Source organism: Kribbella sindirgiensis (assembly GCF_004331435.1).
In the GTDB taxonomy this organism is placed as follows: domain Bacteria; phylum Actinomycetota; class Actinomycetes; order Propionibacteriales; family Kribbellaceae; genus Kribbella; species Kribbella sindirgiensis.
Genome location: NZ_SJKA01000026.1, coordinates 14,536 through 29,094 on the forward strand (window position 1 = coordinate 14,536; position 14,559 = coordinate 29,094).

6 protein-coding genes are annotated in these 14,559 nt (G+C 69.8%); all 6 read right to left on the minus strand.

Annotated elements, in window-relative coordinates; translation table 11 throughout:
- Positions 1–73 precede the first annotated feature (73 nt).
- The 6 genes from E0H50_RS39425 to pheS all read right to left on the minus strand — a co-directional run bounded on the left by E0H50_RS39425 (position 74) and on the right by pheS (position 14,378).
- Entirely contained in the window at positions 74–5,800 is a 5,727-nt protein-coding gene (locus E0H50_RS39425) for an Ig-like domain-containing protein (protein WP_131296269.1), read from the minus strand.
- Positions 5,801–5,904: 104 nt separating this feature from the next.
- Positions 5,905–8,115, minus strand: a complete 2,211-nt coding sequence (locus E0H50_RS39430) for a hypothetical protein (RefSeq protein ID WP_131296270.1) — start codon at positions 8,113–8,115, stop codon at positions 5,905–5,907.
- Positions 8,112–9,098 (minus strand): glycosyltransferase family 2 protein, encoded by a 987-nt coding sequence (locus tag E0H50_RS39435; protein ID WP_131296271.1) that lies wholly within the window; start codon positions 9,096–9,098, stop codon positions 8,112–8,114. Before E0H50_RS39435 ends, E0H50_RS39430 begins: the two co-directional genes overlap by 4 nt.
- A 44-nt stretch (positions 9,099–9,142) precedes the next feature.
- A complete protein-coding gene (locus E0H50_RS39440; RefSeq protein ID WP_131296272.1) occupies positions 9,143–10,681 on the minus strand; it encodes a gamma-glutamyltransferase in 1,539 nt (512 codons plus the stop codon).
- Positions 10,682–10,686: 5 nt separating this feature from the next.
- Entirely contained in the window at positions 10,687–13,269 is a 2,583-nt protein-coding gene (gene pheT / locus E0H50_RS39445; RefSeq protein WP_131296273.1) for a phenylalanine--tRNA ligase subunit beta, read from the minus strand.
- Complete coding sequence (gene pheS / locus E0H50_RS39450; protein WP_131296274.1) at positions 13,269–14,378, minus strand: phenylalanine--tRNA ligase subunit alpha; 1,110 nt, start codon at positions 14,376–14,378, stop codon at positions 13,269–13,271. The genes pheT and pheS overlap by 1 nt, the downstream gene beginning before the upstream one ends.
- Positions 14,379–14,559 lie beyond the last annotated feature (181 nt).

Sequence of the window (14,559 nt, forward strand, 5' to 3'; positions counted from 1 at the left end):
CGGCCGGGACGTCTGGTTGAGCGGGAGACCCGTCCACGCCGACGGGTTGGTGAGTGGTGCAGGTCCGCAGCGTCTACTTACGGCCGCGGGCGATGACTACGAGGGTTGCGCCGAGGGCGGCGAGGAGGCTGCCGAGGGTGAGAACGATGGCCGGAGGGCCGCCGGTCGGCGGAAGTTCGGCGCGGTTGAGGGTGCGCGGGTTGTCGGTGGGTTCGGCGCCGATGGTGAACTTGACCGGTGCGGTGACTGTCTCGCCGGTTTCGTCGGTCCGCTCGTAGGTGACCTTCGCGGTTCCGGTGAAGGTGGCGACCGGTTTGAGCGTGACGGTGCCGTCCGCGCCGACCGACCATGTGCCCGCCCCGTTCGTGATGCTCTTCGCGCAGGTGCCGGCCGGCGTCCGCAGGCAGACCGAGCTCGGCGTGATCGTGCCGCTGTCGTTGAGCAGCGGGTTCACCGCGACCGGGTTGCCCGGCGTACCGGTCGCCGCATCGGGTGCGGCCTTCGCGAGCAACGGTCCCGCGACCGTCACGTCGAGGAGCGCGGTGTCCGACGTACCGTTCGCATCGGTGACCCGGTAGGCCAGCGTCCGCGTCGTACCGACGAAGTTTTTCGCGGGCGTGAACCTGACCGAGGTACCGACCACGAACGTTCCTTCGCCCGGCACAGTCACCGACTTCTTCTCGACCCCGTCCGCCGGATCCCGCAGTACGACGGTACTCGGGCGGAGCGGCGCCGACGGGTCACCGGCCTTGTCGTTGGCCAGCACGTCCACGTCGACCGCCGTACCGAACGCCGTCTCCGCGCTGTCGTCGGTGACGACCGGCCGCACCGGCACGACCGTCACGGTGATCGTGGCGCGGGCCGAGTTCTGGTTGCTGTCCTTCACGTCGTACGCCGCTGGTCGCGCGGTACCCGTGAACGTCGCCTCCGGGGTGAACGTGACCTTGCCGCCGCTGACGGTATACGTGCCCTGCCCAGCGATCGCGATCTTGTCGACGAGTGCCCCGCCTGGCCCGACCAGCAGCACCGATGCCGGGTCGAGGGTCGCGCCCGGCCCGGGCTTGTCGTTGGCGAGCGGGTCGATCGTCACCGCGACGTGCTGCTTGGTCCGCGCCTCGTCCGGTACGGCGACCGGCCGCGCCTGCACGGTGATCGTCAACGCGCCGGACCCGATCGTGCCGTTGCGGTCGGCAACCTGATACCCGACCGGGACGACCGCCCCCGCGAACCCGTCCACCGGCGCGAACCTGATCGCGCCGGACGGCTGCACGGTGAACGTCCCCTCCCCCGGCACAGCCAGCACTGCCACCGGATCGCCGTTCACCGGATCGATCAGCCTGACGCCGCCCAGCGGCGCGCTCGCATCACCCGGTCTGTCGTTCGCCAGCACGGCAACCGTGACCGCAGTCCCGTACGGCGTACTCGCCACGTCGTCCTTGATCACCGGAACGACCGCCGCGACTGTGACCGTGACCGAGGCACTCGCCTTGTTCCCGGTCGTGTCGCCGACCCGGTACGCGATCGACCCGACACCGCGGTACGTCGGTTCCGGGTCGAACGTGATCTTCCCGGCCTTCACGAGGAACACGCCCTGGCCCGGGATCACCGCACGCTGTCCCCAGGTCCCGCTGTACACCTGGAGGGATGCCGGATCGAGCCGCGCGCCCGTGCCCGGCTCGTCGTTCGCCAGCGGATCGACGGTGACGGTCACGTTCTGCTTGGTGCCGACCGGATCCGCGACCGCCTTCGGTCCCTCGCCGACCGTCAGCAGCAGCAGGCCCTCCGCGGTCGTCCCGTTCGCGTCGGCGATCCGGTACGTCGTCGGCGTCGTGACCCCGTGGAACCCCTTGGCCGGCGTGAACTTCACCGCGCCGTACGCATCGACCGCGAAAGCACCTTCACCGGCACGCGTCAACGTCTTGCCGTAGTGACCGGCCGCGTCCTTCAGCACCACGCTCGCCGGCTTCAGCGGCGCCGACGCGTCACCGGGCTTGTCGTTGGCCGGCACGTTCACCGTGATCGCCTGCCCGTACGGCGTGATCGCCGAGTCGTTGACCGCGACCGGGTTGACCGGTATCACGGTCATGGTCAACGTCGAGGTCGCGTGGTTGCCGTCCGAGTCGGCGACTCGATAGCTGATCGGAGCGGCCGTGCCCCGGAACCCCGGCAGCGGATCGAACTCGATCGAACCGCTCGGGAGCACCGCATACGTGCCCTGCTTCGGAACCGTCACCTTCTTCGCAGACCCGTTGAGCTCAACTGAGCCTCGCACCAGAGCTGCGTCGGTGCCCGGCCGGTCGTTCGACAGCACGTTCACCGTCACGGTCACGTTCTGCAGGGTCGAGGCGTTGTCGGCGATCGCGACCGGCGGCCGGCCGACGGTGACGGTCAGCCGAGCGCGGGTCTTCGTCCCGTTGGAGTCGGCAACTTGGTACGTCAACGGCGTACCAGGTCCGCGGAACGTCGCCGCCGGGTCGGCGCGCACCGCTCCCCCCGCCGCCGTGTAGACGCCCTCGTTCGGGATCCGTACCGATGCCTTCAGCACTCCGTCGGCCGGGTCGACGAGCAGCAGACTGCCCGGCACCAACGGCGCGGTCGTGTCCCCCGGCTTGTCGTTCGCGAGCACCTTGACCGTGACGCTCTTGCCGTACGGCGTCTGCGCGGCGTCGTCGGTCGCGACCGGACTGATCGGCGTGATCGTGACCGTGATGGTCGACCGCACCGTCTGCCCGAAGAGGTCGGCGATCCGGTAGGTCACCTTGGTCGCCGTACCGGTGAAGCCCGGCAGCGGGTCGACGGTGACCGTGCCGTCCGGGCTGACCTGGTAGTCGGCCTGCCCTGGGATCTTCACGACCTTCTTCAGCGAACCGTCGGCCGGATCCACCAGCATGAGACTGCGCGGATCGAGTGTGGTCCCGAGGCCTGCCTTGTCGTTGGCGAGCGGCCTGACCCGCAGCGGGAGGTTCTGCTTGCCGGTTGCGGTGTCGGGTGTCGCGGTCGGCGCGGGCGGTTTGGCGACCGTGACGGTCAGCGTTGCCGTGGTCATCGTACCGTTCACGTCCGAGACGCGGTACGTGACCGGCGTCGCCGCGCCGGTGAACTTGGGTAGCGGGTCGACGTCGACCTTCCCGTCCGCCTTCGTCGTGTACGTCGCCTGCCCCGGGATCACGAGGGTCGCGGTCGGCAGCTTCGTGGTCGGGTCGATCAACCGCACGGTGCTCGGAACCAGCGGCACCGACGGGTCGCCGGCCGTGTCGTTCGCCAGCACCGGCACGGTCACGTTCGTGTCGTACGCCGTCCCCGTGGTGTCGTCGGACGCGTCGGGCTGGACCTTGGTCACCCGCACGGTCAGCGTCGACCTCCCGAGCGCATTGTTGCTGTCGGCAACCTGGTAGCCGACCGCGGTCGCGGTGCCGCTGAACGTCGGCAGCGGCTCGAACAACACCGTCCCGTCCGACTTCACCGAGTACTTGCCCTGCCCCGCGACGACCAGCGACAGCACAGGCTGCGTCGAGGTCAGCAGGCGCACGCTGCCGGGCTTCAGCACAGCGCCCGTCGGGCCCGGCTTGTCGTTGGCGAGGACCGCGGCCACCACGGAACGACCCTGCAACGTGGTGATCGTGTCCGGGTTCGCGACCGGCGGACCGGGTGCGGCGACGGAGACGGTCAGCTCGGCGCGCGCCGACGTACCGTTCTTGTCGAGCACCTGATACGTCACCGGCGTACCGACTCCGGTGAAGCCGTGTAGCGGCTGGAAGGTCACCGTACCGGCGTCGACCAGATAGGTGCCTTGCGGGGCGATCGTCAGCTTGTCGACGAGCTTCTTGCTGACCGGGTCGACGAGCCGCAACGTCGCGGGGACCAGCGGCGCGTCAGGTGAGCCCGGCAGGTCGTTGTCGAGGACAGGTACGACGAGGTCGGTGTCGAACGCGGTCGAGACCGAGTCTCCGTTGGCGGTCGGAGTCACCGGCGTGACCGTGACGGTGAGCGTGGACTCGGCGGTCTGACGGGTCGTGTCGGTGACGCGGTAGCCGATCGACGTCCCGACGCCGGTGAACTGCGGCATCGGAACGAAGTCCACACCGCCGTCGGGCTTCACGACGTACGCACCCTCGCCCGCGATCACGACCTTCTTCTTGAACGCGGCCTCGGCCGGATCGCGCAGTACGACGGAACCGGGCACGAGCTGCACGCCCGCGGCCGCGCGGTCGTTGGCGAGCGGTTTGACGGCCACGCTGACGTTCTGCGGGGTGGTCGCCGTATCGGGGGTCGCCACCGGACGATCCGGGAGGGACACGGTGAGAGTCAGCTTGGCTCTGGCCGTCGTACCGTTGCTGTCGGCAACGCGATAGCCAACCGGCTCGGCCGGACCGACGAAGCCGGGGACCGGCTCGACGCGGACCGTGCCGTCGGGTTCGGCGACGTACTTGGCCTGGCCGACGACGTTCACCATCTGCACACACTTGGATCCGTCGACGAGGCAGAGGGACGCGGGTGCAAGCGGAGCGGCCGGGTCACCGGGCTTGTCGTTGGCGAGCACCTTGACGACCAGCGCCGTGTTGAACGCGGTCGTCGCGGCGTCGTCGGTCAGGACCGGCGGTGGCGGCGGCGTGATCGCGAACGGGTAGTCCTCGACCTCGCCGGCATCGGTCGCGCCGGTCGGCTTCTCGACCTGCGCGCCGACGTAACCGACCCGCACCCGTGCGTACGACGATCCCGCCTTCGGGGCGAGTTCTGACCACCGCAGCGTGACCGCCTTCTGCTGGGCGGCGAACGGAGCGCAGGCCCGCTCGAGCGAGTCGAAGGTTCCGCTGCCGTTGACGTCGATCCATGCACACGCCCGCCCGGCCTTCGACGTACCGGCCAACTGGAGGTCGGCCGTGTACGACGTCTGGTTGGTGCGGAGCGGCTTGAAGACGACACCGTCATCGGCCTGGTCCGGAGTGGCCGGCCCGGTCGTACCGTTCGCGACCGCGGCGTTGTCCTCGGTGACGTCCTTGCCGAGCTGTACGTCGCTCAGCACCGACCACGCCGCGCCGTACGACGCCGGCGCGTCGCCGAAGTCCTCGGGGGCGGACGCGACGACCGAGAACGCGTCGCCGGACGACCCGTTGTTCAACGCGGGCAGCTTCGGGTGCTTGGTGAACACCGCCGACACGTCGAAGCTGACCTTGGTGACGACGCCGTTCACGCGGACCGATCCGCAGGCGGCGGTCGCGGAGGTGTCGAGGCCGGACGGGGACTTGGTGTTCACGCAGTTCGGGCCGGTGTCGTGGTTCGCGGCGGTGATCGTGTCGCTGGTGACCGCGAGGTTGTTGCCCTGGCCGAGCTTGGTGAGGCTGAGACCGGCGGTGGTGAGCTTGAGGATCGAGTGCAGTTCGGACTGCGCGGTCGTCCGGCCGTTCACGGTCCGGGTGACGGATCCGCCGAGGCCGCCGAGGTGCAGGACCGGGTTGCGGACAGGCTGGGAGAACGCGATCGTTACCGTGCCGCGGTCGCCGCAGCCGCCCGTCGACGCGCAGTCGCCGGTGTTCACCACCACGTCCTGCGCAGGAGCGTCCTTGCCGATCGCGGGCTGGTAGGTGGTCGGCGCGACCGTGCGGAAGCCGGCCGTGGACGGGTCGCCGAGCTCGGTCAGTCCGCTCGCGGTGATCGTCTGCCGCAGCCCGGACCCGGGCATCACGGTGGTCGCGCTGTCCGTAAAAGGTGCCGTCGGCACCTGATAGGCGGTCGCGGTGACGGTCCCCAGGCTCAACAGGCCGGTGGCAAGAAGAATGGCCCCCGGTCGGGTTGCCCGCATGTGTCCCGCCCTCCCGAGCAATTTCAGGTGCATTGCTGCGGCCGCGTGGCGGGCGGGCCTGCGTAGACGTTAACGGCCTACGCGGACCCAATGTTACGGGACAATCACTCTCCGAGTTCGTAGATCCGGACCTTGCCGACGCTGTGTCGCAGTACGGCCATCTGGTCGAGCCCCGGCCACACGGGTCCGTTGCGCGCGTCGGCGTACAGCCAGCGGACGCCGTACTCGTCGCGCAGCCTTCGCAGCACCTCCGGGCTCGGTGCCATGAGGGCCTGGTTGGTGAGAGTGACCCGGTCCGGCCACGGTGACGGCTGCTCGGTGTAGCGGCGGCCGCCGTCGCCTTGTTTGGCCATCGCCTGGGTCGTGTACGCCCAGCCCTCGAGCAGCGTGCGTCGGCCGGCGATCCCGCTGACCAGGTATCCGCGGGCGTCGCATCCCGGCAGGGGCGACCCCGCCGGTCGGCACCAGGTGTTCGTCGCCACCACGTCGGTCGGCGCGGAGTTCCGCGCGAGCCAGAGCGCGGCCTCGGCCTCGTCCGGGTACACCCACCACCGCGCGGCCCGGTACGTCGGCGCCTTCTCGGTGTCACCACGGATCGCGCTCTGCAGGAACGAACTGATCGGGGCGGTCGAGAGCAGCACCAGTACGACGAACATGCCGCCACCGGCTTGTCGCAACGTCAGCCGCCACACGAGCAGCAGGAACAGCGTGATGCCGAGGACAACGAGCAACATCCGGGTGCTCAGCCACAGCTGCCGACCGGTCGAGGCCGCGGGCACACCACGAGCCCAGACGATCAAACCGGCGTACCCGATCGACAGGACGAAGGCAGCGACGGCGATAGGGACCGGGCGACCAGAGGCGCGCGCACTGGTTGCTGCGAACCAGCCGGCGCCGGCCAGGCTGAACGGTGCCGCGGTGTAGACGAAGTACGACTCGCTCACTGACGGGTGATCGACCAGCAGGTAGCCCGCCCAGCCCGCGATCATGGCCCCGAGCAGGAACCACGCGACCGGGTCCTTCCGGCCCACGACGCCGAACCCGGCCCAGGACATCGCCTGCAGAGTCAGCAGCAGTCCGAGCAGCAGACTGAGCGTGCCAATCACCTCGCCGTGAGCCAGCGCCGGGAGGATGAGTCCGCCGTCGCCCGGCTGCGTCTTGTCGCCAGTCGCCGCGGTGTACACGGGCAGCGACTTCAGTACGGCGAGGAATTGCAGCCGCGACCCACTGGTGCTTCCAGCCACCGTCAGGAAGGTCACGGCGCCAGCAGCTAGCAGTACGGCCGTCGTACCGATCAGCCGCCATGGGAGACGTCGCGTTGTCACCAGTAGGTACAGCGCGGCGAGGCCAACACCTGCTATCAGCAACGGGAGCACGGTCGGTTTGGAGCCGCCTCCGACTACAGCGACCGGCACGATGAGCAGCCAGAGCCAGTGGCTGCCGTTCTTGAACAGCAGGTCGATAAGGAGGACGGCTGTGGTGACGGCGGCGACCAGGCCGAAGGTTTGGGATGGGCTGAGGAGGCTGACCGGGGGTGCGAGGTTCACGCTCGTGTCGACCAGCAGGAACAGCTGCGGGGCAGCCAGCGCGAGTGCGGCGAGCACGCCGGTCCACCAGGTGCGGCTGACGACGCGGGCCAGTGTCGCGCAGACGAGCAGCGACACGACCAGCCACGGCAGGACCCAGAGCCGGAACAGTACGACCATCGGCGTGAGCCGCGTGACGTCGACGGCCGCGGCCATGTCGGCGTTCGCGAACCAGTGGTACTCGAGCCGCTCGTTGACGACCTGCGGGATCTCGGGCGGCACAGTGCGGGTCAGCTCCTGCACCATCGACAGGTGGTACAGGAGGTCCGGGTAGTACGCCTCGCCGTACGGCGGCATCGGGTGGTACGCCATGACGCCGAAGGTGGCTGCGCCGACCATGACCGCCACGGACACCGCCAGGCCGACCGTCCACGCGAACGGCAGCGGTCTGGGTTCGGCGATCCGGAAGTGCTGCCGCCCGACGAGAGCGAAGCCGATCAGGACGAGCGCCGGCCACACGAGCAGCCAACGCTGCCAGCCGAGCGCGGTGAAGATCGCCCAGCCGATCAGCTGCCACGTCGCACCGACCACCGACCCGAGACCCAGGTCCTCAGCCCAGTTGCCGGTGCTGCGCCACGCGGCCCGCAACAGCAACGTGCCGGGCAGCGCGATCGCCCCGGCGAAGTAGACGGCGTACTTGACGAGCGGACCGGCCCCGACGTCGCCGAGCGCTACGAACCCACCGACCGCCACCAGGATCGGCAGCAGCCACGGGACAGCTCGCTTCATCTCTTGGAAGGCGTGCTTTCGTGGACGGGCTCCTGGTGCCCGTGGTCCGTCAGGCTGTCGTACCCGACGAGGAACTGCGGTCTGCGCTGACTCGACTGGAACAAGCGCGCGACGTACTCACCCAGCAGACCGAGGCACAACAGCTGGATCGCGCCGATCACACTGACCGCGAGAACCGTCGACGTCCAGCCGGGGATGCTGCGTCCGGTCAGCTTGATGACCAGCGCGCCGACCACGAACAGGCCGGACATCCCGCCACCGAGCAGCCCCAGCCAGGTCGCCAGCCGCAGCGGGGCCGCCGAGAACGCGGTCACGCTGTCGAACGCGAGCCGGACCATCTTGGAGACGCTGTACTTCGTCGTACCGGCGGCCCGCTCCGCCCGGACGTACTTGACCTCGGCGCTCGGGAACCCGAGCCACGGGATCACGAGACGGAACACCCGGCCGTCGTCGGGCAGCGCGTTCACCGCGTCCACCACCCGCCGGGTCACCAGCCGGAAGTCGGCCGCGTCGAACGGGATGTCCTTGCCGACCAGGCGGCACATCAACCGGTAGTACAGCCGCGCCGACGTACGTTTCGCCCAGGAGTCGCTCGAGCGGTCGGAGCGTACGCCGTACACGACGTCGACGTCCTGCTCGCGGACGGCGTGCAGGAACTCGGAGATGATCTCCGGCGGATCCTGGAGATCGGCGTCGATCGTGACGACGTACTGACCGCGGGCGCGGCGGAAGCCGGCCGACTGGGCGGCCTGGTGACCGCTGTTGCGGAGCAGGCGGACGACCCGGAGCTGCGGCCAGTCCTTGGCGGCGTCGAGCAGCAGCGCCGCGGTCCGGTCCCGGCTGCCGTCGTCGACGACCAGCAGCTCGTAGGTGATCCCCAAGCCGTCGAGCAGCGGGTGCATCCGCTCGAAGAAGATCGGCAGCACCTCCTCCTCGTCGTACATCGGTACGACGACGGAGAGCTCGGGGTGGGTGTCCCGCATCGGCTGCCTTTCCGGATCCTGGTGGCCTGACCTTACTAGCGCGGTCAGGGGGAGATCGCCACCGCACCGGTTCGGCGCGGGTCGCCGACGGCGAGCAGGCCGTCGGCCGGGTCCCAGAACGCAGCCGCGACGCCGCCGAAGTACATCGAGTGCGGCGGCATCGGGCGGGTCCGCAACGCCGTCGAACCGGACACCGGCAGGTCGTCTTCGTAGTCGACGACGACGTCCTCGCGGACGCGGACGTGCAGCCGCGGGTGCTCGACGGCCTCGCGGAGCCGCAGACCACCGTGGGTGTAGAGCGCATACACCTGGGCGAGCGCGGTCGGGATCCGGTCGGATCCGGGTGAGCTGATCGCGAGGACGGCGCCGTCGCTCTCGCGGCGGGCCACGCTCGGGGCCATGTTCGACGTGAGCCGGGTGCCGGGCGCGAGGCTGTGCGGGCCGCCGTGCAGCAACTCCTGCTCGCCGAGGGCGTTGTTCAGCCAGATCCCGGTGCCGGGCGTGAGGACACCGGACCCGTAGCCGGAGGAGACGGTGATCGCGCACGCGTCGCCCTCGTCGTCGACAACCGACACGGTCGCCGTGCTCGGTGAGGTCAACGCCCGCAGGTCGCCGGCGGCCGCGAGATCAAGCAGCTTCTGGCCCTCCAGCTTGCGCACGTCCTCCTGGTCGAGCTCTGCGAGCCGCTGCCCGAGTACGGCGTACTGCACGTCGATCAACCGCTCCAGCTCGGACTGCCGCCAACTGCCGTCGGCCGGTACGCCGTCGAGCAGCGCGAGCATCGCGGCGACGGCCACTCCCCCGACCGCGGGCGGCGGGTTGGTGGCGAGCCGCCAGCCGTTCTGGTTGACGATGAGCGCCGGGCGTACGACGGCCTCGTACGCGGCGAGGTCCGCGGCCGTGAGGATGCCTTCGTTCGCGGCCATGTCGTGGATCAGGAGCTGGGCGAGCTCGCCCGTGTACATGGTCTCGGCGCCGTCGCGGGCGATCAGTTCGAGCGCTTCGGCGAGCTCCGGGATCACGATCGTGCTGCCGGCCTTGATCACCGCACCGTCGTCGTCGTGCACCACCGAGTGGCTCGGCTGGTGCCAGCCGAAGATGATCTCGTGGGTGTAGCCGAGGTAGTAGCCCGACGTCCGGCTCAGCGGGAAGCCGTTGCGGGCGACATCGATCGCGGGCTGCACGACCTCGTGCCACGGGGCCTTGCCGGAGCGGCGGTGGGCCAGGTCGAGGGCCTTCATCCCGCCCGGGGTGGCCACGGAGCCGTGGCCGACGGTGGTCGTCGTACCGCCGCCGTAGTCGGTGGTGATGTCCCAGACACCACGCCCGAACCGGTCCGTCGGCAGGCCGCGGCCAGGCATCTCCACCCACCCGTCGATGGTGACCGCCTCACCACCCGCAACCTGCAGGGTCACGAAGCCGCCCGACGCCGGCGACACGATGCCGACCTCGTTCACCATCGTGACGAGCGTGGCCGCGATCGCGGCATCGACCGCGTTCCCACCCTCGGCGGCCACCCGCACGCCGGCTTCGGCGGCTGCCGCATTCGGCGCCGACACTGCCACCCGCGGGTGACCGCCCATGGCTGTCAGCCGACCCGTTGGACGGCGGCGAAGCGGTCGACGGTGACCTGGACCGCGGCTTGGCGGGCGTCGGCGACCTCGTTCTCCTTCAGCGTCCGGTCCGGCGCCCGGAACCGCAGCGCGAACGCGAGCGACTTCTTTCCCTCGCCGATCTGCTCACCGGTGTACACGTCGAACAGCCGCACCGACTCCAGCAGCTCACCCGCACCCTCAACCAGCGCCGCCTGTACGTCGGCTGCCGCGACCTCGGCCGGGACGATCAACGCAACGTCCTCCTTGGCCACCGGGTACGACGAGAACGGCTGCGCCGCGATCGACTCCGGACCCGCCGCGATCAGCGCGTCGAGGTCGAGCTCGACCGCACTCGACCGCGCCGGCAGACCGAACGCCTGACACACCTTCGGGTGCAGCTCACCCGCGTGCCCGATCACGGTGCCATCTGGGCCACCGACCGAGAACTCCGCGCACCGCCCCGGGTGCCACGGCGCGAGCTCCACGTTCTTCACGACCGGCTCGACCCCGACCACCGACGCGATCAGCCGCGCGACCTGCACCGCGTCGGCCCAACCGGCCGGACGACCCTTACCCCACCAGCCGGTCGGCGCCAGCGCACCGGTCAGCACCACACCGACGTGCAGCGGCTGGTCCGGGAGCGCGTCGTACAGCGTCTGGACCTCGGCGTCACTCGGCCGCTGCGCGACCGACGGCAGCGGCGCGGGCTTCGTCTCCGCCTTCGGCAGGAACACCAGACCGGTCTGGAAGATCGCCAGGTCGTTCGCACCACGGCCGACGTTGCGCTCGGCGGTGCGGAGCAGGGTCGCGAGCAGAGTGGTCTGCATCGACGGCTCTTCGTCGGAGATCGGGTTGACGAGCTTGACCGTCGTACGGCGGACGTCGTCGGCCGGTACGCCCATCGCGTCGAAGTCGGCGTCACCCGTGAACGGGTAGGACACGACCTCGGTCAGCCCCGCACCCACCAGCGCGGTCGCCACCCGCCGCCGCCGGCGCTGCGAAACCGTCAGCCCCTGCCCGCCCGGCGCAGCCGGCAGAACCGACGGCACGTTGTCGAACCCGAACAACCGAATGACCTCTTCAGCAAAGTCATTAGGATCCCGCAAATCCGGCCGCCAGGACGGCGGAGTAACCGTCAGCAGGTCGTCACCCTCGACCGATGTTGATCCGACGCTCGTGGAGCCGACCTCGGCCAACACCGGAGCGTGCGCACCCGCGGCCAACGGAGCGGCGACCGCATCCGCTGCCGCGGCTTCGACCGTGCAGCCCACCGAAGCCAGGTGCCGGACCGTCTCGTCGAGCGTGATCACAGCACCGGCCACCCGGGCAGCGTGGTCGGCGCGGAGGGTGACGGGGGCCGGCTTCGGGTGGGTGTCGACGACAGTTTCGTCGGGGAGGACGGTGCCACCCGCGTACTCGGACAGGAGGTCCGCGACCCGCTGGGCGGCGTACCGCGGCAGGTTCGGGTCGACCTCGCGCTCGAACCGGCGCGACGCCTCCGACGACAGCTTGTGCCGGCGCGACGCCCGCGCGATCACGATCGGGTCGAAATGCGCGGCCTCGATCACCACGTCGGTGGTCGCGTCCGAGATCTCCGTCGACGCACCGCCCATCACCCCCGCGGCGCCGATCGCGCCGGAGTCGTCGGTGATCAGCAGATCCTCGGGGTCCAGCTCGCGGGTCTGGTCGTCCAGCGTCATCAGCTTCTCGCCGGCGTTCGCCCGCCGTACGACGATCTCACCGCTCAGCCGGTCCTTGTCGTACCCGTGGATCGGCTGACCCAGCTCGAGCATCACGTAGTTCGTGACATCGACCCCGATCGAGATCGGCCGCATCCCGGCCGCGAGCAGCCGCTTCTGCATCCACCGCGGCGACAGCGCCTTGGCGTCGATCCCGGTCACCGTCCGCGTGACGAACACACTGCACGCCTCGGCATCGTCGACCCGCACCGGATACCCACCCGATCCGGACCCGTTCAACGGCAGCGCCGCCGGATCCTTCAGCGGTACGCCGTACGCCGTCGCCGCCTCACGCGCCACGCCACGGATCGACAGGCAGTACCCACGATCCGGCGTGACCGCGATGTCGAGTACGTCGTCGCTCAGCGAGAGCAACTCGATCGCGTCATCACCCGGCGTGGCCTCGCCCGGCTCCAGGACGACGATGCCGTGCGTACCGTCGTCGCCGAGACCGAGCTCCGCGCTCGAACAGATCATCCCGTTGGACACGTGCCCGTACGTCTTCCGCGCCGAGATCGCGAACCCGCCCGGCAGCACCGCGCCCGGCAGCACGACGACCACGAGATCGCCGACCTCGAAGTTGTGCGCACCGCAGACCACCCACTGCGGCTCGTCCTTGCCGATGTCCAGTGAGCACCAGCGGATCGTCTTGCCGTTCTTCTGCGGCTCGTTCTCGTAGGTCAGCACCTTGCCGACCACGAGCGGGCCGGTCAGGTCGGACTCCTCGACGGTCTCCACCTCGAGACCGGCCCGGATCAGCTGCTCCGCGACGTCGCGGCCGGTCACCCCGTCCGGCAGGTCGACGTACTCACGAAGCCATGACAGTGGGACCCGCATCAGATCTCCATCCCGAACTGGCGGCTGAACCGCACGTCACCCTCGACCATGTCCCGCATGTCCTCGACGCCGTTGCGGAACATCAGCGTCCGCTCCAGGCCCATGCCGAAGGCGAAACCGGAGTACCGGTCGGTGTCGATGCCGTTGGCCTGCAGGACCCGCGGGTTCACGACGCCGCAGCCGCCCCACTCGATCCAGCCCTCGCTGCCACAGGTGCGGCACGGCCGGTCCGGGTTGCCGACGGACGCGCCGCGGCAGACGAAGCACTTCAGGTCGACCTCGGCCGACGGCTCGGTGAACGGGAAGAAGTTCGGCCGCAGCCGCGCCTCCAGGCCCTCGCCGAACATCGACACGACGAAGTGGTCGAGCGTGCCCTTCAGGTGCGCGAGCGTGATCCCTTCGTCAATAACGAGCCCCTCGACCTGGTGGAAGACCGGCGTGTGCGTCGCGTCCAGCTCGTCGGTGCGGAACACGCGGCCCGGGCAGATCACGTAGATCGGGGGCTTGCGGGACAGCATCGAGCGCGCCTGCACCGGCGAGGTGTGAGTCCGCAGTACCTTGCCGGAGCCGGCCGGCTCGACGAAGAACGTGTCCTGCATCTGCCGCGCCGGGTGGTCGGGCTGGAAGTTCAGGGCGTCGAAGTTCAGCCATTCCGCCTCGACCTCGGGGCCTTCCGCGACATCCCAGCCGAGCGCGGTGAACACGTCCGCGACCTGCTCGGAGATCAGCGACAACGGGTGCCTGGCGCCGAGCCGCGGGGTGTGCCAGGGCAGCGTCACGTCGACACGCTCGGTGTCCAGCATCCGCTCCTCGTGCTCGGCCTCGAGCACCGCGAGCCGGGACGCGAACCCCTCGTTGATCGCCTTCCGCGCCGCGCCGATCCGCTGACCGGCCTCCTTCCGGGCCTGCGGCGGCAGCGCGCCGATCTCCCGGTTGGCGAGCACGATCGGCGACTTGTCGCCGAGATGCGCGGTCTTGGCCTCCTGCAAGGCAGCCAGATCGGCCGCCCCGGTAAACGCCGTCAGCGCCTCGTCGCGGGTCCGCTCCACCTCTTCGGCATGCAGCGGCGTCACTTCGACCGGGTCGTAATCAGTGTTGGGACCGGACATGGCTCGCTCTCGGGTTGGTACGTCTGCGGATTGCAGTCTAGAAACCCCAGGCCCAAGACCGTGAATCGGCCGTCCACAACCACCCCACGGCATTCGGCTCAGAAGCTGCAGCTGGACAGTACGTATACGCCTAGTACTCGCGACTGCACGCGTGACAAGCGGCTGGTGATGCGGGTAGTGG